Genomic DNA, 21963 nt, shown 5'->3' on the forward strand with positions numbered 1-21963 from the left:
CGATTGCAGGGTATCTTAGCGAATGGAACCGCAGCTTGCGGCCCTGAGAGCTCGGTCGATGCTGTCCGCCCGGGTCGGGTGGGGCACATAGGCCCGCAACAACGCAAAACCGCTTAGTGGTTCTTCCGTTTCGATGACGATGAGATCTTCCAGGTTTTCCGGTGGGTTCTCCCGCAGGATCGACAGCTGTTCCGTGGTCAGCACCAGCATTGAGAGGCGCTCGGCACCCGCGGTGCGGTTGTTGAGACTGTAGACGGCCTCTCCAGCCGCGTTGAACAGTCCTATGGACCAGAAGGGCACCGGAATGCTGGCGTCGAAGAGAACCGGCCCGTCAGCGAGCTGAAACCGGCAGGCAGCGTGCTTCATGGCCGGATCGAGATCGGGCAGGGCTTCTTCTCCGGGGTGGACATCCGGCAGCAGATTGAACTGCCGGTCCGGTCCGTGGTTACCGATGTTGTCATAGGCACTGTGCAGAACGTTCTGGGGGATGCTCAGCACCACCAGGATGTGGATGATGGCAGCAAGACACAGCGTGGCCAGCAGGCCAACCGACAGGGAAAAACGTGAAGAAAGGGTCATGGGCAGCCCAACCTGTCGATGGTGGGCATGCTGACGCCATCAAGGGCTGCACCGGTGGTGACCGGAGCGTCATAGACCCTGAGCACGAAGCGCAGACCGTCGGCGGCCCTTGCATCGCTCGCCAGGGGCAACCAGTTGCCGGAGTGGGGGCGGGTGGCGGCGACGATCTCGAATGTGCCGTCCGCGTTTCGCAGCAAGGCGTCACTTGCAAGGTTCACCCGGCCAGACATCGTCTTGACCAGGCGGCCGTGGCCATCGACCGCGGTCATGGTCCAGAGCCGTGCAGACGGGGTCTGGCCTGCGATACGGTATTCACATGTCGGATCAAGCTGGTGGCCGTTGCTGTCTTCGCGCGCGACCAGAGCAAGCCCTTCGCCCGATGCCAGGGGAATGACGGCGCCTCTTGTGTAGATCGCCACGGAATAGGGATCGGCTTCGGAGGTGCCGGCTTTCGGATAGGCGTGCCACGGACCGATGGTGACCGCATTGAGCGGCTGTTCCCTCTCGATGATCAGATAGGCGGAGCTTATGCCGAGCAAGGAGGCCAGAACGACGACAAGCGTCACCGTGGCGAGCGTGCGAAAAGGATTTCCCCGATGCGAGCGGATGGCACGGGGAAGCCTTTCGTCATACCAGTCTGCCTCGCCATGTGCGGGCCGGAATCCTGTATCGCTCATTGCACCGCCGCGACATCGGTGTTGGCAGCCCCTTGAGCGGGGGCGGCATCGGCGCTCTTTTGTTCAAGCAGCAGGCGCAGGTCCTGGCCGATCTGCAGGAGAAGATCCTGGGTGCGCCGTTTCAGGACCCGTGGCTGCGCAGTGTCGCTGGTGTCAGTAGCCAGCCTTGCCGGTGCGGTTCGGGCCAAACGCGGCAAGCTTTCCGGATCGACACCGGGCATCCGGGCAAGCTCGATACCATTGTGGGCAAAGGCGTTGTATTTCTGCCAGGCCATGGCGGGAAGGCTGCCGCCGGTGACACGCCGCGTGGAGGTAAAATCGTCGTTGCCGAACCAGACGGCCGTGGCAAAGTTGCCGGTGTAGCCGACAAACCACGCGTCGCGGTAGGCGTTGGTGGTTCCGGTCTTTCCGGCAGCGACGACGCCGTCGATCTGCGCCCGGCGGGCCGTGCCAGCCTCAACCACATTGACCAGGATCTCGTTCATTTCCTGAACTTTCTCCTCCGGCAGGACGCGAACTGCAGGCGGGTCATCGCGTTCACGCCGGTAGAGAACCTTGCCGGCGCTGTTCTTGATCTCCAGAACCGCATAGGCCGCTGCCTTGGTTCCGCCATTGGCGAAAACGGAATAGGCCGAAGCCATGTCGATGACGGAGACTTCGGATGAGCCGATAGGCAGCGATACGGAGTTTTCCAGTTCGTGGGTCAGGCCCATGCGATACGCCGTATCGATAATTTTTTGCCGGCCGAAATCCAGGGACAGGATCACCGGTATGGTGTTGATGGATTTGGTGAGCGCGGTTTTCAGCGTGACAGCGCCCCGGTAGCTTCTGGAATAGTTCTTGGGCGACCAGTTACCGATCCAGACCGGACGGTCGGAGACCACGCTGTCCGAGGTATAGCCGTTCATGAAAGCCGTCATGTAGACGAATGGCTTGAACGAGGACCCCGGCTGGCGCAGCGCGTTGACGGCGCGATTGAACTGGCTTTCGCCATAGGAACTGCCGCCGACCATGGCAACGACGGCCCCGTCCGGGATCATCGAAACCATCGCCGCTTCACGAGCGTCACGCAAATTTCCGTTTTCCCGAAGCACGGTTTCCACTGCCAGATCCGCCTGGCGCTGCAGCGCCGGGTCCAGTGTGGTGCGTACGGTCACGATGCGGTCGCGGGCGAGTGCAGGATACCGGCGTGCAAGTTTCTTGACCTCTTCAAGTGCCCAGTCGAGGAAGTATTCCGGCAACTGTTCCTGAGACCTGTCGACAGCCAGTGCCGGGTTACGGCGTGCACCGATCACCTGGCCTTCGGTCAGGAAACTGGCCTGTACCATGTTGGACAGGACTTCGTTGGCACGCGCACGGGCTGCAGGCAGGTTGATGTGCGGGGCGTATTTGGTCGGTGCCTTGTAGAGACCCGCCAGCATAGCACTTTCGGCAAGTGTCAGCTCACGCACATTCTTGTTGAAATAGAATTCGGAAGCTGCCGTTACCCCGAAGACGCCGCCGCCCATGTAGGCGCGGTCGAGATAGAGCTTCAGGATTTCCTGCTTGGAAAGGTTCGCTTCCAGCCACAGCGCCAGATAGGCTTCCTTGATCTTGCGGCTGAGGCTGCGCTCGTTGGTCAGGAAGAGGTTTTTGGCCAGCTGCTGGGTGAGCGTCGAACCGCCCTGGACAACACCGCCTGCGCGTGCGTTCTCGACCATGGCACGGAAGGTGCCGACAAAATCAATTCCGAAGTGGCTGAAGAAACGGCGATCTTCAGTCGCGAGCGTCGCCTTTATCAGGGAGTCGGGAATTTCCTCAAGCGGTACGCTGTCGTTGAGAACGATACCGCGCCGGCCGATTTCCTTGCCGAAGCGATCCAGGAAGGTCACCGCGAAATCGTCCGTGGTCTTCCAGTCGGCATAGCGCGTTGCCTCGAAGGCAGGCTGGGCGAAGGCCAGCACCACGATGAAACCGGCAAGACCGTAAGTCAGACCGTCGGACGAAAGCTCGGCAAGAACGCGCCAGATTCCCTTGGCCCGGAACCGCCGCAAGAAGGCGTCATAGCCTTCGAATATCCGGCGGATAGCTGTTCCGCTCTTCCACAGGGCCGTGTCGATAAGGGCATCGATCGCCAGGAAAAAGCGGCGAATACGATTGCGCTTTTTCGGCGGCTTCTGCTCCGGCATATTGCCGGTTTCGACATCATCTGATTGCGGTTTGTCCGTCACGCGAACAAGGTCTCCGGATCAAAAAGGACCGGCCCAAGCTAGCCGTTTTTCGGGGTCGTGCAAACTGGTTGCCAGCGTGCCCCTTTCATTGGAACAGTTTACCTAAGTTTCTTGCAATTTCATTGAGGAAAAACGGCCCGTTTTTTCGCCCGGGTTGCCCGGCAGCCTGTAGCATGATAGGCGCCGATTGTTCCGGCCCAAGAAAGGCACACAAGACTTCATGATTGTGGACGATACCTCACGCGAGCTTCCGTTCTGGAAAACCCGCACACTGGAAGACATGACGCAGGCCCAGTGGGAATCGCTTTGCGACGGCTGCGCACGCTGCTGTCTCAACAAGCTCGAGGACTGGGACACCGGCGAAATCGTCTGGACGGATGTTGCCTGCACGCTGCTTGATGGCACCAGCTGCCGCTGCAAGGATTACCACAGCAGGGCAACCATCGTGCCGGACTGCATTCAGCTCACACCGGGTGAAGTGAGGACACTGACCTGGCTGCCGCCAACCTGTGCCTATCGGCTGGTGCGGGAAGGCAAGGACCTCTACTGGTGGCATCCTTTGGTGTCGGGAGATCCCGAAACGGTTCATCTGGCGGGCATTTCCGTTCGCGGACGGACGATCCCCGAAGACGGCATGGCTCTGGAAGATTACGAGAACCACGTCGTGTTCTGGCCAGGGGAAATGCCGGAAGATCAGCAGGGTTGAGCTCACCCTGCCAAGCAGGATGCGGTCACACACTTCGAGCCGGCTTTGATCACTCTCTTTGTCTGATCAGGAAAGCCTCGACATGGCGGCGGAGCCGATGTTCCAGTTCCGCCCTGTCAGTCAGTTGATGGCTTTTGACCAGGATGGCTCCATGGATCATGAAGGCAATCAGGCCATCGACCATTTCCTTGGGTGACCGATCCTGTCTCAGGTCCGGCTTCAGGCTGGCCTCCTGTTGCCAGAACGTCAGGAACTTCTCCAGTTCCGCATCGAGGGCGTCCAGTGTTTCGACAAATTCAGCAGCGCAATTGGGTTTGGTCACGCCGATATTGTCCAGGAACAGCCGCAGGATTGTCGGGCTGTCGGTGATGACGTCGATCAGCGCCATCATGCGCCGGGTCAGCAGTCCGACAGGGTCGGACAATTGGTCGGGTTCTGCTGCTTCGTCGGACGTTGCTGCACGCAGGGCATTCAGCCGGTCCAGCAGCACGTAGGACAAAAGGCCGTCCATATCGCCGAAATGCGAGAACACGGTCCCCTTTGCGACACCTGCCTCCTGCGCAACCGCTTCCGCGGTGACCAGGTCCAATCCGTGTTTTTGACTGAGATCGCGTGCGGCAGCCAGTACCCGTGCCCTTGTGGCAATGCTCCGCTGTTGTGGTTTGCGTGTCATGATTTTCCGTTAAAGTGACCGTGGTCAAAAAATATCTTGACGGATGTGATGCGGAATGTCAAAAAATGACCACGGTCAATTTTGGCGTTCGACGCCTGCAAGCTCACAAGGTTGGACATGACAAGAATACTGGTATTGGAAGGACACCCGGCCAAGGACACGTTTTGCGGCGCCCTCGCGGCGGAATATGCAAATCATGCACAAAAGGGTGGAAACGAAGTGCGGGTCAGGCATCTGGCCGACCTGAACTTCGATGCGGATTTCGGAGTGTCATCCTTCAAGGATGCGAAGCCTCTGGAGCCTGACCTCGAAGCACTGTGGCAGGATATCCTGTGGTGTGAACATTTCGTGCTGACACACCCTTTGTGGTGGGGCGGTCTGCCGGGCAGGTTGAAGGGGTTGTTCGACCGGATCCTGCTGCCGGGCATGTCCTTTCAATACGTGAAAGGCAAACCTCTGCCTGAGAAACTGCTCAAGGGCCGCACCGCGCAGGTTCTGGTGACTTCCGACACGCCGGGATGGTACTTTACCTGGATTTATGGTGCCGGTGCCAAAAAGCAGACCGAGAAGCAGATCCTTGATTTCTGCGGCCTGAAGCCAAAGGGCTACCATATGTTCTCGCCGATCCGCGGATCGAGCGACGAGGCAAAGCGGAAGATGCTGGCGCGGGCCGCTGCCCTTGGTCGCAAGGCTGCCTGAAGCGTTTGCATCAGTCATGGTGGACGTTCAAACAGCTTTCGTTGAACGTCCTCATGTTGCCCGCGAGAGATCCTAATTTCCGGCTGCCGCTTTCTCGGCGGCTTCTGTTTGCCGACGCTGCTGTTCGTTGAAGAACACGACGTAATACTGGTAGATGTTGCCGACGTAATCGACAGGTTCCCGGCCGATTTCGGAAGCCACGATCCACTCGACGTTGTCAAACCACTTGTCCGGGTCAAAACCCTGTTGCTTTGCTTTTTCGCGCAGTTTGGCAAACCGGCTGGGGCCGGCGTTGTAGGCTGCAAGCGCAAAGAAGGTCTGGTTGGCATCCCGTGTCTGAAGACCGGCAAAATACTGGTTGGCAAGGTAACGAAGATATTTGACGCCTGCCTGAACGTTCTTGTCCGGATCTGCATCAATTCCGCTGATGTTGATCGGGTCGCCCCTGGCCGTAGCCGGCTTGATCTGCATCAGTCCAACGGCGCCCGCGCGGCTGTGCGCTTTCTGGTCGAAACGCGATTCCTGAAAGCTTTGCGCGGCGATCAACAGCCAGTCGATTTCATACTCGTCGCCGTATTTCTGAAAAATGGTTTGGAGACTGGCGAGATCGTTCTTGTAGTCCGCGCTGCGCATGTCCCGGAGGTAGTCGGCCTCTTTCAGATATCGCTTCAGGATGATGTTGCCGAGCAGGGTGCCTTTTGTCACGGTGGCGGCGAAGGCATCGACTTCCTTCAGAAGTTCCGGCGCATTGTTGCGAACGGCTATGGCAATCTCCCCATCCGTGCGCACGGCTGCCGAGGGATGCATCTTCAGGCCGTCCAGAACTTCCAGCCAGAGTTCGGCTTTGTGCTGGTCCACGATCACCATGGAAATGGCGCCGGCTGACACCATTTCCAGAAGATCCTCGTCTTCCATGTGCTCGTCAGCGGTCACAATGTCGACCGGCTTGGCACCATTTTGGCCGAGCGTGTCGTTAAGTGCCTTGAGGCTCTGATAATAGGAAGACGAAGCCCGGACATGAACGGTCTGACCTGACAGGGCTTCAGGTGAGGGAAGGTCGGCAACCCCTGTGGCGGTCACCGGTACTTCGTGCACATCCTTCAGCAAAGGGGACGAAAAGGCGACCAGATCTTCCCGTTCGCGGGTAATGGTCAGATTGCCGATCGCGATGTCGCCCTTGCCCGCGGCAAGATCAGAAAACAAGTGGTCTCTCGGGGTCGGAACAAGTACGAGCTTTGCATCCTTCGCCTTCTTCTCGTGTATCTTGTCCAGGTATTTGTCGAACTCGGTCATGAGATCAACCGAGCTGCCGCGCTGAACACCCTTGTCGATGAAATATCCGGTCTTTGAAAACGGGATCAGGACCCGAATGTAGCCACGCTTGAGCAAGGCGTCGAAGTCGCCGTCGAAAGGTTCAAGCAGTTTGTTTTCAAGCGTTTCGGCAAGGCCCGTGCCCATGGCGCTTGCCAAGGTGGACTGGCTTGCAAGGCCCGCTACCACAAGAGCCATTGAAAACATCAAGTTCAGAAGATGTGGCAGGAAGTGCCGGATCGGTATCATGAAGCCCCCACGGACAATTTCATCCGCAGAGTAAAGGCTTGAAATCACTCCCGATCAAGCGCCAAGTCGTCCCTGAGCCCTGGAAGCTCTATCTTTTAAATGTCAACGAAACCGTACCCACTGTAATCCCGGCCTTCAGGACCTTGGCGGTGTTCCTGACCGTGTTTCTGTCGACCTGTGTCAGCGTGTCGTCAAAACGAAGCAGCAATGGCCCGTTCTCAGTCTCCAGGCGCGCGACGTAGGAGAAACGAAGGTCTCCGTTTTCATCCGTACGAACGTTTGCCGGACCCAGAACGTCGGCTCTCTGGCCGATGTATCGGTCTTCGGCAACCTTCTGGAAGAACCAGGTCTTGGTATCACGTTCGCCGTCTTCGTAGACGAAATCCTCGCGAAGCCGGAGCGTAAAGGTCTTGCTGTTCCAGGTTCCTGTCAGCGTGACGGTGAATGGGCGGTAGACACCGGCAATCCTGCTTTCAAAAACGCCCTTGCCCACCGTTTTTCCGCGGAAGAATTCTTCCAGCACCAAGGATTTGGCGTCGGCCGGAACAGAAGCGCAGACACCTGTGACGAACATGGCGAGAAGCAGAAAACGGTGAACGCGGGTCATGGTGGGCAGAACCTCCTTCAGGAAAATCTGCCCAGCTTACGCAGGTCGGCACACGTCGGATCTGGTAACTAGCTTCCGAACCGCTCTCGCCACGTTGGGACCGGATCGTCAGTTGCCGGGGACGCATTATAGACGCCGCGGGCGATGGCACGTGCCAGGCACGAAGCGGCTGCCGCACCGAGTTGAACCATGTCTTCCAGTCCGTTTTCCATCCGGCGCTGGCCCGTGGAGAGGGCGAAGACGAGATCGCCATCAAGCGGTGTGTGGGCCGGCCAGAGAGCTCGCGCCAGCCCGTCATGAGCCATCACCGCGAGGCGTTTCGCTTCGCCCTTGGTCAGGATGGCATCGGTCGCAACAGCCGCGATCGTGGTGTTGGCACCGGCCTTGAGGCCATCAAGTTTGGTGCGGACCGTGATGCTGTCTGGCGGTAGCGGATGCGCCATTCCCAGGCCACCGAACTCATCGCCGATTTCAAAGGGCGCCGCCCAGAAGTGAGCGCTGTCCCCCACGGTTGCCCGCCCAAGCGCGTTCACCGCGACAATGGCGCCGACCGTGATGCCGTTTTCCAGTACATGGGAGGCAGACCCGAGGCCGCCTTTCAGATTTGCGGTGGTGGCCCCGGTGCCGGCACCGATGGAACCGAGGGAAAAATCATGGCCGATTGCATCAAGTGCAGACCGGCCGAGATCCCGGTAAGGTGCAGCCTGTCCCCAGCTCTTGTCGCCGCCGTTCAGGAGGTCGAACAGGATGGCGGTGGGAACGATCGGAACGCGGACCGGGCCGACCTGGAACCCGTAACCCAGTTCGGCAAGGCGTCCCTGGACACCTGCACCGGCATCCAGACCAAAGGCGGACCCACCAGCCAGCACGATGGCGTCGATCTTCTCGACGGTCTGCTCCGGCTCCAAGAGCGCGATTTCGCGGGTGCCAGGTGCACCGCCGTGAATGGCCACCGAGGTGACCGCGGGTTCGTCCGGTACGAGCACGGTCGCCCCGGATTTCAGTTCAAGATCGGAAGCATTGCCGACCTTGAGGCCCGGGACATCGGTGATCAGGTTGCGTAAACCGGCCATGGGCAGACGGTCCTCGATTAAAGGTGGACGATAAGGAGTGTGATCGGCTGCGTGTCAGGTGTCGAGGCTTTTGTAGCCCCGGCGGACATAGAGAAGGGATTTGCCGGGATCGGTCATCCGAAGGTCGGTCACGGTGCCGACGATGATCGAATGCGTCCCCATTTCGGTGACTGAATAGACTTCGCAATCGACGCTGAGACGTGCGCTGTCGAGGGCGGGGCAGCCTGTGGCCAGACTGGTCCAGTCGCCTTTCTCGAACCGTTGCGGCATGTCCAGCTTGTCTCGCCCGGCAAAGGTGTCGGAAATTTCCTCGTGATCGTCGCTGAGAGTGTTGAGGCAGAAGCAGCGGTTCTCGAGAACCGCGCCATGGATGCGCGTTTTCCTGTTCAGGCAGATCAAAATGCTGGCGGGCTCGTCGCTGACAGAACAGGCAGCCGAAACAGTTGCACCCATGCGGCCGCCGGGGCCGTCAGTGGTCACCACGTGGACGGCAGCTGCAATCCGGCTCATGGCTTCCCTAAAAATGGCGGTCTCCAGAGGAAGCCTGTCCTGGTCTTCGGATTCTGAAGAGGTTGGGGACATCAAGTCGGCTCCTGGGCGGCTCAGCGGGAATCATTCGTCTGTCGGACGCGGACGGGAGTTTAGGCGGCCACGGAAAGGATGCCTAGACCATGCTGTGCCCGACATGAGGCAGACGGGTTTTTCTGATATTTCAAGGTCAACACCTTATGAATGCGCGTCGGAAGGTCTCGTAAACCCATCCAACCGAAGTCTTGGGCCGGAAAGCTCATGAATTCATATGGGGCAGGTGTTCCGCATTTGCCACCTAAGCCACAAGTGCGGATTGAGCTGCGGACCGGGCCGCGCTAGGGGTAGGGGGGGATCACCGGATCTTGGGGAGACGAATGACCTTTCAGCAGTTTCTGGCCAGTGCTGGCCTCCTGGCTTACAGCGCCGTTGCGACACCTGCTGTCGCCGACATCCGGATCGCTGTTGCCGGGCCGATGAAGGGGCAGTTTGCTGCTTTCGGTGAAGAAATGCGTATCGGCGCGGAAAAGGCAATTGCCGACCTCAATGCGGCTGGCGGGGTCAATGGCGAGACACTGGTGCTGGAAACCGTCGACGATGGCTGTGATGCGGACCAGGCTGTGGCCGTGGCCAACCAGTTGATCGGCAGAGACGTTGTCTTTGTTGCCGGCCATCTTTGTTTCAGCAGCTCTATTGCAGCCTCTGAAGTCTATGCCGGAGCAGGGATCGTTCAGATGTCACCGGCAACGACCTTGCCGAAATTCACCGATGAGCGGCAAGGCGAAGGCATTTTTCGTCTCGCCCCGAGGGATGACCGGCAGGCGGACGTGGCCGGCAGGTTGCTGGTGAATGAATTCGGCGACAAACGAATTGCAATTCTGCATGACAAGACAGCCTACGGCAAAGGTCTTGCCGACGCGGTCAAGGCGGTCGTGAACGAGCTGGGAACCAGCGAGAGCATGGCGCTGGGGTTTGACGCAGGCGGTGACGATTTCCGCAGCCTCGTGTCGCAACTGAAGCTTCAGGCTGTCGATGTTGTTTACCTGGGCGGTTATCACCCGGAAGCGGGGCTGATAAAGCTGGAGATGGACCGTCAGCGGTTGGGCGCGGTGCTGGTGGCCGGTGATGCACTGATGACGGAGGATTTTTGGTCCGTAACAGGTGAGGCGGGGAATGGAACCTTGCTGACCTATCCGGAGATTCCCCGGAATCGCCCCGAAGCGCAGGAACTGGTTGCTGATCTGGAAGCAGCGGGAGGTTCCGCGGATCGCTTCACATTGACGACCTATGCCGCAATTCAGGCCTGGGCACAGGCTGTCGAGGTCGCTGGTGGTACGGCGTTGCAAGGCGTGGCGACTGCTCTTCAGGAAGGAACCTTCGACACGGTGCTCGGAGATGTAACTTTCGACGGCAACGGCGACAGCAATCTACCGGACTACATTGTCTATGAGTGGCGCAATAGTGTGCCAGAAGCCCGCTAGATCTGCCCCATAATGCAAGAGCACGCGGCCCTTGCAGGCACGCGTGCTTCTCAGGAATAAAAGGCAAATGGTGTAGGTCAGCTACGTTTTCCGGTGCCTCTGATCTCGAGATTGACCTTGTCGGCGTAGATCGGCAAACCGGCATCCATGCCATAGAGACTGCGGAAAAACCCGCCTGACACTTCGAACCCGACCTGACCGTTTGCCTTGCTGTCGGTAATCTTCACCGAAAGCTTGGTGCGTTTCTGCTTTCCGCGAAGGTTCAAGACGCCTTCGACTTCCGCCGTGTTCTGGCCGGTAATATGAACCCGGGTGCTCTGGAATGTGGCCACCGGGTGGTTGGCGACATCGAACATGGCAGAACTCTTCAGGAAACCTGTAACCTTGTCGTTGTTAGTGTGAACACTTCTCAGGTCGACCTTTACGACGACACGGCTCTTCTCCGGGCGGTTTTGATCAAGTGTCATCTTGCCGGATACGGTCTTGAATTCACCCGTTACAGGACCGCGTCCAAGGACCCGGACAGAAAAGCCGGTGGCCAGTTGAGCCGGTGACAGCAGGTAGGTGCCAGTCAGGGATCCGGCGAATGAAGGCAAAGGTGCCGCGGCAAGTGCGACAAGACAGGCGAAGGTTGCGACGGTTTTTCGAAAGGGGCGTTTGAAGCCGCGTGTCGTGGCAGATGTTTGGGTCATTCGACAGGTCCTTGAACAAGATCAACGATGCAACTGGTGCGGCCATGTTCCGCAAGTTTTTCAACTCAGGCTCTCTCTCCGAGCCGTGGACGCACTATCTCATGAGGCTCCGTCAGACGCGGTGACGCCTGTCACAGGCAAAGATGCAGTTGTTCGACCGGTATTCGCTCACCCCCAGATACCAGTTGGCTGGTCGTATTGTCTCTTCACGTCGGAGTGCTGATTAACCTTTTGGTAAGAAATTAGGCCTGTCCCGGTTCTTTCAAGGGAAGGGGCAAGGTAATCTCGGCGCAACTGCACGGAGTTTGTAATGCGTCTGGTCTCCTTGTTCCGCGTTTTCATACCTTTGGTGATGCTTGTTGCAATCAGTGTCGCGCCGAAGTCTGCCAATGCCGCCGAAGTGGTGGGCTTTTCCGATGCCCGCTTTCGCGCTGGAACAATCGTCATCAAGAATTCCGAAAAACGGCTTTATCTGGTGCTCGGCGCCAACAGGGCGATCCGCTACAAGGTTGCAGTCGGCAAACGGCAAAAATCCTGGACCGGACAGGCATTCATAACGGCTAAATATGTGAAGCCCGACTGGGCGCCGTCGGACGAAGTCCGTCGAGACTTTCCGCATTTGCCAACGGTCATTCGCGGTGGTGCGCCCAACAACCCGATGGGTGTTGCCGCGATGACGCTGTCTAACGGAAACTACGCCATTCACGGTACCAATCGGCCTGGCTCCATCGGGCGCGCGGTTTCTTATGGCTGCATCCGGATGGCCAACCACGACATCGAGGACCTGTTTCAAAGGGTAACGGTTCGCACACCTGTGGTGGCATTGCCCTGAACCAGCCGAGTGCACTCGTTGGCTAGCCGGTAACTGGCGAGGAGATCAGTCTTACCTGTCCCGCTTGCGGCTGCGTCCGGACGACGGTTCCGACCAGGCATTTTCGGGAGGTTTCTTCCGGTCCAGATAGGTTCCCAGCATCAGGACGACACCCAGCAGCAGGCAGCTTGTTCCCGCGAAGAACAGCTCGAACGGGGCCTGCTCGGAGGGGGAAATCTGCATTTTATGAAGCACGACCGTGCCGATGATCATGGGCAGCAGGTAAAGAGCAAGCGCGGTGAACTGACGGTGGAAATTTGATCTGCCCGGTTGCATCACACTCTGGAAAGGAGCCTGATTGCGCATCTGGACCAAAAGGTCTACCGACACCAGCCACATGCCGAATTGCGTGATCATCGACAGTTCGTTCCCCCACAGAAAGAACGCATAGACTGTTTCCGCAAAGCCGAACGACAATACGGCCAGGCAGACAGACACCAGAAGCAGCCTGACGACCGTATGCCGTTCCTGGGAAAGCTCGAAACTGAAGCAGCAAAACAGGAACAGAGCCGTTTCAATCGAGAATCGGCCGTACATATTGACCGATTCCAGTGAATGGGACAGCCAGCTGTCGGCAAATAGCGTGATCTGATCCGGAAACAGGCCCTCGGCAATACGAAGGCCCGACAGCAGGATCATCAGGCAGCACAAGGTACCCCTGAGCCAGACCGAGCGCGCCCATTGCTGGCGAAAGAAGATAGCTCCGGCCAGAATGAGAAAACCAAGTGCTGTGATTGGATGAGTAGACGGTTTTGGGCCGGAAAAGGGATCGCCGGAAGAAAGATAGACGTTGTGTCCGAGACCAAACAGGATGACGAGCAGAAGCGAACAGCCAATCACTTGATGGTAGACTGTTTTGTCGAGATCCTGATTATTGTTCCTGGTCATAACGCGGTAGCAAATTCAAGAAGTAACGGTTGTTTCACACCACAAAAGTGTAGCGCAGTTTAATCGCGGTTTCGAGGCCAAGTTCATGCGGCAGCGCACACCCTGCCGCAGAGGCAGCATGTCGCATTTAGTTTCATGAAATTGAATATATGGTGGATCCGAGGCCTGTAAACGACCTCTCAAATGACCCTGTCAACTTCCAGTGCCCCAACACGAAGCTGGCAGGGTCTCTTTGTTAGTGCCGTCATTTTGAGGCAGAAAATCACCTGCTTCCAACCTGCATGAAACCAGGCCAGTCAGGCGCCCTCATCCAGACTTTTGAATGTCAATTGGACACGTCTGAGCAATGGGCTACCAACGTTACGGTTTCAGCCAACGCTTCGGATTGGCACTGCTGTCGCGACCACCTGAACCTGTCAACGCAGCGACAAGATCGGCAACCGCGTCGAGCGAATGAACCGCCCTGAATTCGTCCACATTCGGCAGCATGGCGCGGATACCCTTTGCCTTTGCTTCGAAACCTTCGAAGCGCAGCAGGGGATTAAGCCAGATTAGACGACGGCAAGAGCGGTGCAGCCGGTCCATTTCCCGCTCAAGATCCTCGTCCGTATCGCGCTCCAAACCGTCGGTGATCAGCAGTACGGTCGGCTGTCCCGAAAGGACGCGGCGAGACCAATGCCGGTTGAAATCATGCAGCGCAGAGGCGATGCGGGTGCCACCCGACCAGTCCTCGACACCTGACGAGCAAGCTTCCAGGGCCTCGTCAGGATCCTTCATGCGCAATTGTCTCGTGACGTTCGTCAAACGGGTGCCAAACAGGAATGTGTGTACATCCCGCCGTTCCACGGTCAGACCATGCAGGAAATGCAGCAGAAGCCTGGAATACTGGCTCATGCTTCCGGAGATATCGCAAAGGGCGACAAGCGGTGGCCGCTTTTCCGCCGGTTTGCGGAATTTAAGATCAATTATGTCGCCACCGGCCCGCATGGAGGCGCGCAAGGTACGGCGTGGATCGACTTTTCCTCTGGACGACGGCTTGAGGCGACGAAGCCTGATCTTGTCCAACGGCATTGTCATAGCCCTTAGCGCCAGCTTGGCCTCGGTAATTTCATCCGACGTCATCTGGGCGAAGTCCTTGGTCTGCAGCAATTCCTTGCCGGAGACGGTGAACTTTGCATCGATCTCGATCTGGGGAACGGTTTCCTCGGCGACCCGCTCCTGCGCTGCCTGAAACGCCTGCGAGACCCGTGTCTGGCCGGCTTTCGGTTTTTCAGGCTCACCTCTGGGCGGGGCGACCGGCGACAGGATCGCCAGCATCTTCTCGATCAATCCACGGCTTTGCCAGTAGATCCGGAAAGCCTCGTCGAACAGCACCTTCTGTTCGCGTTTGCGCACGAAGACCGCATGCAGTGTCCAGTAGAGGTCCTCACGGTTTTCGATGCCTGAGACTTCCACGGCCGCGACCGCATCCACCACGGAGGCGGGGCCGACGGGAACGCCCGCCTTGCGCAGCGTGCGCGCGAAATAGACGATGTTGTCCGTGATCCGCGATCGCAACTCAGGAGAGGTTGTCATTGCAGCCTCCCGGATGAGTGCGATGGGCCCGTTGTACTCTTGTCACCTGTTCAAACCGCCGGCATGGATTGCTGGTGCGGAGCGTCCTTGCGGATGTCGTCGATCATCTGGCGCACTTTCGAGCCACGGACGCGTTCGATGTCGTCCTGGTATTTCAACAGAACGCCAAGCGTGTCGGATGCCATGTCCGGATCGAGCGCCATTTCGTTGAGTTCGGAAAGAGCTGTTGCCCAATCCAGCGTTTCGGCGACACCCGGCTGTTTGAAGAGATCCTCGTCGGCGCGCAGCTTCTGCACGAAGGCGACCACTTCGCTTGCAAGGCGCTGGGCGGCGCCGGGAACCTTGCGGCGGACAATCTCCAGTTCACGCTCGGCATCGGGGTAGTCGACCCAGTGGTAGAGACAGCGGCGTTTCAGGGCATCGTGAATTTCACGCGTGCGGTTGGTGGTGATGATGACGATGGGCGGCTCTGCCGCCTTCACGGTGCCGAGTTCGGGAATGGTCACCTGGTTATCCGCCAGAACTTCCAGCAGGAAAGCCTCGAACGCTTCATCCGCCCGGTCGAGTTCGTCGATCAAAAACACCGGCGCGCCTGCCAGCGAAGGTTCGAGCGCCTGCAGCACGGGGCGCTTGATCAGGAAGCGTTCGTCGAAAATCGATTTGGAAAGCTCGGAGTGGTCAGTGTCACCGGCTGCTTCCGCGACGCGGATTTCGACCATCTGAGCGGGGTAGTTCCACTCATAGACCGCGGAGGCGACGTCGAGGCCTTCGTAGCATTGCAGGCGGATCAGGTCTCTTCCGAGTGTCGACGACAGGACCTTGGCAATTTCCGTCTTGCCGACACCGGCTTCGCCTTCCAGAAACAGGGGGCGTTTCATCTTCAGGGCCAGATGCAGAACGGTGGCAAGCGACCGGTCGGCCACGTAGCCCGCCTGATCCATCAGGGCGAGAGTGTCGTCAATGGAAGCCGGCAGCTGGTTCATGTTTCCTCCGGTGAACGGGTGCTGATCCCGGTTATATAGAGATACAGGCGTCGAGAACATTGGTGTTGAAGGCACATTTTCCGTGGCCACCGTGTTCCCCCTAATGGGTTTCTGTTTCCGAACCTTCTATAAAAGCGAAACTGATTCAAGGGAGGGAAGTAGAGTGTCGCGCAGCAAGCCGTTTTTTGGTGTCGCCGTCATCCTGTTTGCAACATCGTCTGCCCTGGCTTCTGACGGAGCTTATCCGACGGATCCGGTGAGCGTTGCGACCGGCCGGGAGCTGGCGGAAATCCATTGTGCTACCTGCCATGCAGTCGGCAGGGACGACCAGAGTGCACAGGCTGGTGCGCCTGCCTTTCGTGATCTTTCCAGCCGGTATCCGCTGGAAAGCCTGGAAGAACCATTGGCGGAAGGCATCGTGACGGCACATGACAACATGCCGGAATTCGCGCTGGAACCGGATGACATCGACGCCTTTCTGGGGTATCTGACCACCATTCAAGTGAAATGATGCTCCTTGCGGCCCAAGGCTCTTGTTGTTAGCAGTGCCTGTAGAGTGCTGCTAAATTGCTGTTTTTAAACAGCAAATATCCAAAAGTCGGGTTTGGTTAACCAGATTTCCGTGACAATCTTTCTTTGCACAGAAGAAAGGATTGGCATGAAAACCAGCTCCGACTTTGAAAAGCGCCTTCTCGGCTATGGACTGATGACGGCGGAAATCCTCTACCGTCTGCCTGATCATCCGAAGTTGCTGCAGAGTTTCCTGTGGCAAACGGAAGATCTGGCGCCGAAATTTCCCGAACTGACCAGGTTTCTCGTGTTCTGGGAACGGGAGATAGAAGGTCGCATCCACTCCGTTCGCGTTGCGCATCAGACCCTGATCTCGCCGGTTGATTTCCGCTACGCGGACGGAGAAATCGTGGTGCACTGAGATAGGCGGGACAGGAATCAGCGCGCGCTGAGGCCAAGTCCTTCGCCATCACGCATGACGGCTTTTGACTGAGGGGTGAATTCGGATCCGTCCCCCTCATGCAATACGAACCCCGGCATCAGCCGCAAGGGGGCCTTGCTGGCGCGAATGGCGCGCAGCAGAACACGTGTTGCTGCCGCTTCCGGTCTTGGACGAAGCGGAATGACTTCGATTGCGCCGAACCGGCCCTTGAGAACGCTCAACAGTTCCTGCAGACCGTCGGCCCGAAAGATGACGGTCAGGCTGCCGCCTTCCTTGACAATATCCGTTGCTGTTTTCGCCCACGGCTCCAGTCCCCGGTCATCGAGCATATGCGCGCCGGCACGAGCACTGTTGGGCGATGCCCGGAAACGGTCCGCCTCATAGTAGGGCGGGTTCATGATGGCATGGTCCGCCATTGCGGGGGTAAGACCGGCTGCGTGGCGCGCACTTCCCTTGGCCGTAATATCAGCCTCCAGAAGGGAAACACGGGCGGAAAACGCGCCATTGGCGGGGTCTTCAAGGCCGCGACGGGCAAGGGCAAGCACGGTCTCGTCTATATCGACCAGCGTTACCCGAATATCCGGCAAGCGCGCCGCGGCGCAAAACCCGGCGGTGCCGACACCTGCGCCAAGGTCGATGACATGCCCCCGGGTACCATCGGGCAGGGCCGCCGCCAGATAGACCGCGTCGAGGCCCGCCCTGTGCCGGCCACGCTTGGGCTGATGCACATAGACCTTGCCGCCCAGAAAGGCGTCATGGGTCGTTTCCTGAGATGTGCATTCGGTGCTGTCCGTCGGCGAAGTCATGTCAGGCCCGGCCGCTTTCCGGACGCAGTTCATGTTCCAGACCGGCGTCTCGCACCAGCTTGCGCGCCATCTGGATCTGGTCTGAATCGACAAGAATGCGGCGCGGGATCATGGCCAGCGAACCTTCCAGAATGCTCATGTTGCCGTCTGCGACAAAATGTTTGATGCCGGCATCTTCAAGAATCGATTCCAGAAAGGAAATCAGGACGGGATCGTTTGTTCTGACTAGTTCTTCCATAAGATTCCCGGCGTTAGCGGTCCATGTCCTGCGGTCGAACGGAAAGCCCCATCCGACCGGTTTACAGCAAAACCAGCTGATTGCGGCATTTCAACAGTTTGTCAATGGATTGGCGGCTTGCCCCGAAGGCGTTCGCAACATATTGTCCGCACAAATATTCAGGGAGTGCCATTAGTGGCCGTTGTTGCAACTTATACAGACGATCAGCCGCGCCGTCCGAGCATTCAGCCGCTCGTTGATCTGGTGTCCGGCGGCATGGGCGAGGTCAACGATCTGATCCTGTCGAAGGCAGGATCGAATGTTGAATTGATCCCGGAAATCGCCAAGCACCTGATTTCCTCCGGCGGCAAGCGGCTCCGGCCGATGCTGACGCTGGCCTGTGCCGAGATGTTCGGCTACCAGGGCGATGGTCATGTCACGCTGGCGGCCAGCGTGGAATTCATGCATACCGCCACGCTGCTGCATGACGATGTCGTGGACGAAAGCGACATGCGTCGGGGCAAGCTTGCAGCGCGCAAGCTCTGGGGCAACCAGGCAAGTGTTCTTGTCGGGGACTATCTGCTTGGACAGGCCTTCAAGATGATGGTCGATGTCGGTTCGCTGGAAGCGCTGCGCATCCTCTCCACGGCATCCGCAGTCATTGCGGAAGGCGAAGTGCTGCAGCTTGGCGCTGCAAAGAACATCGCCACGACCGAAGCAGACTATCTGCGGGTGATCGAGGCCAAGACCGCCGCTCTGTTTGCCGCTGCTGCCGAAGTCGGCCCCGTGATTGCCGGGCAGTCAGTCGAAATGAAGCGGGCCGCGCGGACCTACGGCATGGAACTCGGCTATGCGTTCCAGCTAGTTGACGACGCTCTCGACTATGGTGGCTCTTCCGCAGATCTCGGCAAGGATGTCGGCGACGATTTCCGCGAAGGCAAGATCACATTGCCGGTGGTGCTGGCCGTTGCCCGTGGCACTGATGCAGATCGCGACTTCTGGCGACGCTGCCTGGAAGGCGAGGAAATCCAGGACGGTGATCTGGAACAGGCCATCGAGCTTCTGAAGAAATACGACGCCTTGTCTGAAACGGTCGAGCGGGCGAAGGACTACGGCAACAAGGCTCTTGCTGCACTGGACACGTTGCCGTCCGGTGCGCACAGCGATGCCCTGGGTGATGCTGTTGCCTTCTGCATCTCGCGTGTGAGCTAACGCTTACAAGTCTCTGTTTTTCAGATGAAATCGAAAAGCCGCCATTTTCGAAATGGCGGCTTTTTCTTTGTTTTCTACAAGCCAAGTCCGTGTTTTGTCAGGAGAGCGGCCCGGAGGCGATCCACCAGTCTGGGTGGCTGCTACGCAATGCACGCTCGACGTCCATGGCGGCATTCAACTCACACAGGCCGAAGCAGGTCGCACCGGATCCGGACATCCTTGCAAGGTCGATGCGGGAATCGGCTTCCAGCTCGGACAGAACCTGACCGATTTCAGGACACAGATCCTTGGCCGGGTCCTGCAGATCGTTGCGGCAGCTTGCCAGATAGGCGACCAGCGAGGCCAGCGTTTCAAACTTTTCCGGCATGAGATCCATGGGAGCGTTGTCCCGCTGCTCCATGGACTTGAAGACTTCCGGAGTGGATACGCCGACCCTCGGGTTTACAAGCACGATACCGCAAGCCGGAAGGTCCGGACCGGCACTCAGGTCGCCGCCGATGCCGCGCATGATCTGGGGTTCCGGAAACAGGCAAACCGGCACATCCGCCCCAAGCGTCAGCGCCAGCGCGTGCAGATCTTCCTCGGCAAGATAGATACCGGTGAAGTCTTCCAGGAGGCGCAAGGTGGTTGCTGCATCGCTGGAGCCGCCGCCGATGCCGGAAGCGACAGGCAGGCGTTTGGTGAGTGTCAGACGAACCTGTGGAACATCAATACCGGCCTTTTCGGCGAAGCTGCGCACGGCCTTCAGGATGAGGTTGTCGTCGACCGGGCCCGTCAGGTCTCGCGCAAACGGGCCTTCGACTTGCAGGTCGAGCTCACCGGCAGCTTCTATCGCCAGCCTGTCGCCGATCTGGGGGAAGACCACGAGCGAATCCAGCAGATGATAGCCGTCCGGCTGCCGACCTGTAATATGCAGTGCCAGATTCACCTTGGCCCGGGCCAGCTCCACCCGGGGGGAAGACTTTGAGGCTAGGGCCATGGGTGTGTCCGGTTAGCCGCCGTTTTTGCCGGTCTCGGCTTTGGCGGCATCCGTTCCCGGAACCTCCTTCAGGCCTTCGGCAATCTTTTCCAGAATTTTCGGCAATTCCTCTGCGTCCGGTCCAAGATCGCGGGCGTGGTTCCACTGGAACCTTGCCTCGTTGCGACGACCGACCATCCAGTAGGCATCGCCCAGGTGATCATTGATGACCGGATCCGCCGGGCGAAGCTCGATAGCCCGCTCCAGTTCCTTCACCGCTTCTTCGTAGCGGCCAAGACGGAAATAAACCCAGCCAAGGCTGTCGACGATGTATCCGTCTGTTGGGCGCAGTTCGACGGCTTTCTTGATCATGCCCAGGGCTTCATCCAGCTTCAGGCCCTGGTCGACCAGGGAATAGCCGAGATAGTTGAGCACGAGCGGCTGATCTTCGTTGAGTTCAAGTGCCTTGCGGAAGTCGGCTTCGGCAAGTTCCCATTTCCCCAGTCTTTCCCGGGCGATACCGCGGAAATAAAGCATCAGCCAATGCTGACTTTGCAGTTCGGAAATGGTGTCGATGCCCTTGGTGTAGGTCGCCTCGGCGTCCTCATAGATTTCGTGCGCACGCAGGATGTTGCCAAGTGCGATCACGGCTTCAAGATCCGAGGGATCCTGCTTGATCAGCTCTTCCAGATGGCTGCGGGCTTCGTCAACCATCTCCAGGGCATTGTAGTTCATGCCGACCTGGATTTCGGCTTCGCGCTTCAGCACGCTGTCATCGGGGACCATCATCAGGGCTTCGATGGCCCGTTCCGGCTGCTCCATCCGCTCAAAGACACTGCCGAGAGCAATGGCTGCAAATTCAGCCTTCGGATCGAGGTAGAGCGCAAGCTGCAGATAGGAGGTGGAAAGCTCTTCACCGCCATCGCGGCCGATTACGGCACCAAGGCCATAGAGGATTTCCGCCATGCCGGCTGCCGGATCAGTAACGAGCGGCGGAATGATCTCACCGCTGCTGATAGCCTCGCGGGTCTGGTCAAGCTTGGGGTGACCGCGGAACTGGGCATCGTATTGATCGAGCGCATCAAGTGCTTCCTTCTGGCGTCCGTTGGCGGCCAGAAGGCGGGTGTAGGCATCCACGACGCGCAAGGCACCCTGGTCGATGGCATAGGCGCTCTCGGCGGCTTCCAGGGCTTCCTGGTTACGCCCTGCGGCAAACAGCAGATGTGCCTTGTGGGTGGACTTGAACACTTCGAACCAGTCCGGTCCCTCAAGTCCATCAATCATCGCGACGGCTTCGTCGATCTTGCCGCTGCCATAAAGCGTCCAGGCGCGGGAGATGCCGATGGAAAGCTGCGCGAGCGGGCCGTTCCGGCCCCGTTCAAGTTCTTCGTTGGCCTTTTCATATCGGCCGTCCAGCATCTCCTGCGCACCGAGCGTCAGCTGCGCGAGGAAATTCTGCAGACCGGCGCTTTCCAGCTCCTTGGAGTAGACAACGGCCTGTTCGACATCGCCATTGGCCAACTTCAGGAGGAAGGTGCGTTCGAGCAACATCGTATTGCTCGGGTCGGCGGCAAGGGTTTCTTCGTAAAACGCCGCTGCCTGGGCGTAGTCTTTCTGGAAACCGGCGAGGCGGCCGGAAAGGTAGCTGCCGGACAGTGTGAACGGCAGATCGGACGGTGTGCCAAGAGTTTCCGGTTCGGTGCTCGTTTCGGCAAGTGCGGTAGCGGGAAGAAGCGCGAGCACGCTGACCAGCGCAAGCAGTTTCCGGCGGAGAGGACTGCGATCCCTGGTCGAAACGGCACCGGTCGGATTTGTCATCATTGTTCGCACTTCTGTCCCTGAATCTGGTGGGTTTACTGCTTATTACCTTTGACAATGGCGTCTTTAAGGCTGACCGGCAAGGCGCCCGGGATAACTTTCTGCGGGTTTAAATCCTTTTGATTTTGCTCAACGTCGGAAATGCTAAGACTTACGACCAATCATAACCGGTTTCGCTGAAAAAGGGCTTGAAGACAA

The 21963-nt window shown here is 58.5% G+C and carries 23 protein-coding genes; 7 read left to right on the forward strand and 16 right to left on the reverse strand.

Annotation, left to right across the window (positions count from 1 at the left end):
• Positions 1–15: 15 nt before the first annotated feature.
• The 3 genes from FIV03_RS17725 to FIV03_RS17735 are packed head-to-tail and all read right to left on the reverse strand — an operon-like array spanning position 16 to position 3424.
• Positions 16–579: an N- anchored protein gene (locus tag FIV03_RS17725; protein WP_023001021.1), complete on the reverse strand. Its 564-nt coding sequence runs from the start codon at positions 577–579 to the stop codon at positions 16–18.
• Positions 576–1256: a DUF1214 domain-containing protein gene (locus FIV03_RS17730; protein ID WP_152510479.1), complete on the reverse strand. Its 681-nt coding sequence runs from the start codon at positions 1254–1256 to the stop codon at positions 576–578. Before FIV03_RS17730 ends, FIV03_RS17725 begins: the two co-directional genes overlap by 4 nt.
• Positions 1253–3424, reverse strand: a complete 2172-nt coding sequence (locus FIV03_RS17735) for a PBP1A family penicillin-binding protein (protein ID WP_209010076.1) — start codon at positions 3422–3424, stop codon at positions 1253–1255. Before FIV03_RS17735 ends, FIV03_RS17730 begins: the two co-directional genes overlap by 4 nt.
• Positions 3425–3686: 262 nt before the next feature.
• On the opposite strand from FIV03_RS17735, the gene FIV03_RS17740 reads away from it, so the two are divergent.
• A complete protein-coding gene (locus FIV03_RS17740) occupies positions 3687–4172 on the forward strand; it encodes a YcgN family cysteine cluster protein (RefSeq protein ID WP_152510481.1) in 486 nt (161 codons plus the stop codon).
• Between the two features lie 49 nt (positions 4173–4221).
• On the opposite strand, the gene FIV03_RS17745 is transcribed toward FIV03_RS17740, so the two are convergent.
• Positions 4222–4845, reverse strand: coding sequence for a TetR/AcrR family transcriptional regulator (locus FIV03_RS17745; protein WP_152510482.1), 624 nt, complete (start codon positions 4843–4845; stop codon positions 4222–4224).
• 117 nt (positions 4846–4962) lie between these two features.
• Between FIV03_RS17745 and FIV03_RS17750 the strand changes: the two genes are divergently transcribed.
• Entirely contained in the window at positions 4963–5544 is a 582-nt protein-coding gene (locus FIV03_RS17750) for an NAD(P)H-dependent oxidoreductase (RefSeq protein ID WP_152510483.1), read from the forward strand.
• A gap of 72 nt (positions 5545–5616) precedes the next feature.
• Here the strand turns inward: FIV03_RS17750 and FIV03_RS17755 are convergent, their stop codons facing one another.
• From FIV03_RS17755 to FIV03_RS17770, 4 genes are all read right to left on the reverse strand, one after another.
• Positions 5617–7104, reverse strand: coding sequence for a transporter substrate-binding domain-containing protein (locus tag FIV03_RS17755; protein WP_152510484.1), 1488 nt, complete (start codon positions 7102–7104; stop codon positions 5617–5619).
• A gap of 88 nt (positions 7105–7192) precedes the next feature.
• Positions 7193–7711 (reverse strand): DUF3833 family protein, encoded by a 519-nt coding sequence (locus FIV03_RS17760; protein WP_152510485.1) that lies wholly within the window; start codon positions 7709–7711, stop codon positions 7193–7195.
• Positions 7712–7779: 68 nt separating this feature from the next.
• Positions 7780–8790, reverse strand: coding sequence for a P1 family peptidase (locus tag FIV03_RS17765; protein ID WP_189640135.1), 1011 nt, complete (start codon positions 8788–8790; stop codon positions 7780–7782).
• 48 nt (positions 8791–8838) lie between these two features.
• A complete protein-coding gene (locus FIV03_RS17770) occupies positions 8839–9366 on the reverse strand; it encodes a flavin reductase (RefSeq protein WP_023001030.1) in 528 nt (175 codons plus the stop codon).
• 323 nt (positions 9367–9689) lie between these two features.
• On the opposite strand from FIV03_RS17770, the gene FIV03_RS17775 reads away from it, so the two are divergent.
• Positions 9690–10793, forward strand: a complete 1104-nt coding sequence (locus FIV03_RS17775) for a branched-chain amino acid ABC transporter substrate-binding protein (protein WP_152510486.1) — start codon at positions 9690–9692, stop codon at positions 10791–10793.
• Between the two features lie 77 nt (positions 10794–10870).
• Here FIV03_RS17775 and FIV03_RS17780 read toward each other — a convergent pair whose 3' ends face one another.
• Positions 10871–11485 (reverse strand): YceI family protein, encoded by a 615-nt coding sequence (locus FIV03_RS17780; RefSeq protein WP_152506291.1) that lies wholly within the window; start codon positions 11483–11485, stop codon positions 10871–10873.
• Positions 11486–11837: 352 nt separating this feature from the next.
• Here FIV03_RS17780 and FIV03_RS17785 point away from each other — a divergent pair, with 352 nt between their 5' ends.
• A complete protein-coding gene (locus FIV03_RS17785; protein ID WP_209010077.1) occupies positions 11838–12317 on the forward strand; it encodes a L,D-transpeptidase in 480 nt (159 codons plus the stop codon).
• Between the two features lie 51 nt (positions 12318–12368).
• On the opposite strand, the gene FIV03_RS17790 is transcribed toward FIV03_RS17785, so the two are convergent.
• The 3 genes from FIV03_RS17790 to FIV03_RS17800 all read right to left on the reverse strand — a co-directional run bounded on the left by FIV03_RS17790 (position 12369) and on the right by FIV03_RS17800 (position 15802).
• Positions 12369–13244 (reverse strand): hypothetical protein, encoded by an 876-nt coding sequence (locus FIV03_RS17790; RefSeq protein WP_152510487.1) that lies wholly within the window; start codon positions 13242–13244, stop codon positions 12369–12371.
• A 360-nt stretch (positions 13245–13604) separates the two neighbouring features.
• Complete coding sequence (locus FIV03_RS17795) at positions 13605–14819, reverse strand: VWA domain-containing protein (protein WP_152510488.1); 1215 nt, start codon at positions 14817–14819, stop codon at positions 13605–13607.
• Positions 14820–14869: 50 nt separating this feature from the next.
• Entirely contained in the window at positions 14870–15802 is a 933-nt protein-coding gene (locus FIV03_RS17800) for a MoxR family ATPase (protein ID WP_023001036.1), read from the reverse strand.
• A 163-nt stretch (positions 15803–15965) separates the two neighbouring features.
• Here FIV03_RS17800 and FIV03_RS17805 point away from each other — a divergent pair, with 163 nt between their 5' ends.
• Both FIV03_RS17805 and FIV03_RS17810 read left to right on the forward strand, forming a co-directional pair.
• Entirely contained in the window at positions 15966–16313 is a 348-nt protein-coding gene (locus tag FIV03_RS17805; RefSeq protein WP_152506295.1) for a cytochrome c, read from the forward strand.
• A 147-nt stretch (positions 16314–16460) separates the two neighbouring features.
• On the forward strand, positions 16461–16733 hold the full coding sequence (locus tag FIV03_RS17810; protein WP_031269297.1) for a Usg family protein: 273 nt from the start codon (positions 16461–16463) through the stop codon (positions 16731–16733).
• Between the two features lie 17 nt (positions 16734–16750).
• Here the strand turns inward: FIV03_RS17810 and FIV03_RS17815 are convergent, their stop codons facing one another.
• Together FIV03_RS17815 and FIV03_RS17820 are read right to left on the reverse strand one after the other, a co-directional pair.
• Positions 16751–17560, reverse strand: a complete 810-nt coding sequence (locus tag FIV03_RS17815; RefSeq protein ID WP_152510489.1) for a methyltransferase — start codon at positions 17558–17560, stop codon at positions 16751–16753.
• A 1-nt stretch (position 17561) separates the two neighbouring features.
• Positions 17562–17798: a DUF2007 domain-containing protein gene (locus FIV03_RS17820; RefSeq protein WP_055654874.1), complete on the reverse strand. Its 237-nt coding sequence runs from the start codon at positions 17796–17798 to the stop codon at positions 17562–17564.
• Positions 17799–18053: 255 nt separating this feature from the next.
• On the opposite strand from FIV03_RS17820, the gene FIV03_RS17825 reads away from it, so the two are divergent.
• A complete protein-coding gene (locus tag FIV03_RS17825; protein ID WP_205838387.1) occupies positions 18054–18989 on the forward strand; it encodes a polyprenyl synthetase family protein in 936 nt (311 codons plus the stop codon).
• Positions 18990–19086: 97 nt separating this feature from the next.
• On the opposite strand, the gene FIV03_RS17830 is transcribed toward FIV03_RS17825, so the two are convergent.
• Both FIV03_RS17830 and FIV03_RS17835 read right to left on the reverse strand, forming a co-directional pair.
• The gene (locus tag FIV03_RS17830) at positions 19087–19968 is read right to left on the reverse strand and encodes a 4-(cytidine 5'-diphospho)-2-C-methyl-D-erythritol kinase (RefSeq protein WP_209009695.1); all 882 of its coding nucleotides are present in this window, start codon (positions 19966–19968) and stop codon (positions 19087–19089) included.
• Positions 19969–19980: 12 nt separating this feature from the next.
• Positions 19981–21768 carry a tetratricopeptide repeat protein gene (locus FIV03_RS17835; RefSeq protein WP_077292633.1) on the reverse strand — a complete coding sequence of 596 codons (1788 nt, stop codon included), beginning with the start codon at positions 21766–21768 and terminating at the stop codon, positions 19981–19983.
• Positions 21769–21963 lie beyond the last annotated feature (195 nt).

The sequence above is a fragment of the Labrenzia sp. THAF187b genome (assembly GCF_009363375.1).
Classification (GTDB): domain Bacteria; phylum Pseudomonadota; class Alphaproteobacteria; order Rhizobiales; family Stappiaceae; genus Roseibium; species Roseibium algicola.

Bases quoted from the DNA above. Each gene is read 5' to 3' on its own strand.
- FIV03_RS17775 (WP_152510486.1), top strand. From the start codon at position 9,690: ATGACCTTTCAGCAGTTTCTGGCCAGTGCTGGCCTCCTGGCTTACAGC.
- FIV03_RS17740 (WP_152510481.1), top strand. From the start codon at position 3,687: ATGATTGTGGACGATACCTCACGCGAGCTTCCGTTCTGGAAAACCCGC.
- FIV03_RS17750 (WP_152510483.1), top strand. From the start codon at position 4,963: ATGACAAGAATACTGGTATTGGAAGGACACCCGGCCAAGGACACGTTT.
- FIV03_RS17735 (WP_209010076.1), bottom strand. From the start codon at position 3,424: ATGCCGGAGCAGAAGCCGCCGAAAAAGCGCAATCGTATTCGCCGCTTT.
- FIV03_RS17800 (WP_023001036.1), bottom strand. From the start codon at position 15,802: ATGAACCAGCTGCCGGCTTCCATTGACGACACTCTCGCCCTGATGGAT.
- FIV03_RS17745 (WP_152510482.1), bottom strand. From the start codon at position 4,845: ATGACACGCAAACCACAACAGCGGAGCATTGCCACAAGGGCACGGGTA.
- FIV03_RS17810 (WP_031269297.1), top strand. From the start codon at position 16,461: ATGAAAACCAGCTCCGACTTTGAAAAGCGCCTTCTCGGCTATGGACTG.
- FIV03_RS17795 (WP_152510488.1), bottom strand. From the start codon at position 14,819: ATGACAACCTCTCCTGAGTTGCGATCGCGGATCACGGACAACATCGTC.
- FIV03_RS17755 (WP_152510484.1), bottom strand. From the start codon at position 7,104: ATGATACCGATCCGGCACTTCCTGCCACATCTTCTGAACTTGATGTTT.
- FIV03_RS17830 (WP_209009695.1), bottom strand. From the start codon at position 19,968: ATGGCCCTAGCCTCAAAGTCTTCCCCCCGGGTGGAGCTGGCCCGGGCC.
- FIV03_RS17820 (WP_055654874.1), bottom strand. From the start codon at position 17,798: ATGGAAGAACTAGTCAGAACAAACGATCCCGTCCTGATTTCCTTTCTG.
- FIV03_RS17725 (WP_023001021.1), bottom strand. From the start codon at position 579: ATGACCCTTTCTTCACGTTTTTCCCTGTCGGTTGGCCTGCTGGCCACG.
- FIV03_RS17770 (WP_023001030.1), bottom strand. From the start codon at position 9,366: ATGTCCCCAACCTCTTCAGAATCCGAAGACCAGGACAGGCTTCCTCTG.
- FIV03_RS17730 (WP_152510479.1), bottom strand. From the start codon at position 1,256: ATGAGCGATACAGGATTCCGGCCCGCACATGGCGAGGCAGACTGGTAT.
- FIV03_RS17815 (WP_152510489.1), bottom strand. From the start codon at position 17,560: ATGACTTCGCCGACGGACAGCACCGAATGCACATCTCAGGAAACGACC.
- FIV03_RS17760 (WP_152510485.1), bottom strand. From the start codon at position 7,711: ATGACCCGCGTTCACCGTTTTCTGCTTCTCGCCATGTTCGTCACAGGT.
- FIV03_RS17780 (WP_152506291.1), bottom strand. From the start codon at position 11,485: ATGACCCAAACATCTGCCACGACACGCGGCTTCAAACGCCCCTTTCGA.
- FIV03_RS17785 (WP_209010077.1), top strand. From the start codon at position 11,838: ATGCTTGTTGCAATCAGTGTCGCGCCGAAGTCTGCCAATGCCGCCGAA.
- FIV03_RS17790 (WP_152510487.1), bottom strand. From the start codon at position 13,244: ATGACCAGGAACAATAATCAGGATCTCGACAAAACAGTCTACCATCAA.
- FIV03_RS17825 (WP_205838387.1), top strand. From the start codon at position 18,054: ATGGGCGAGGTCAACGATCTGATCCTGTCGAAGGCAGGATCGAATGTT.
- FIV03_RS17835 (WP_077292633.1), bottom strand. From the start codon at position 21,768: ATGATGACAAATCCGACCGGTGCCGTTTCGACCAGGGATCGCAGTCCT.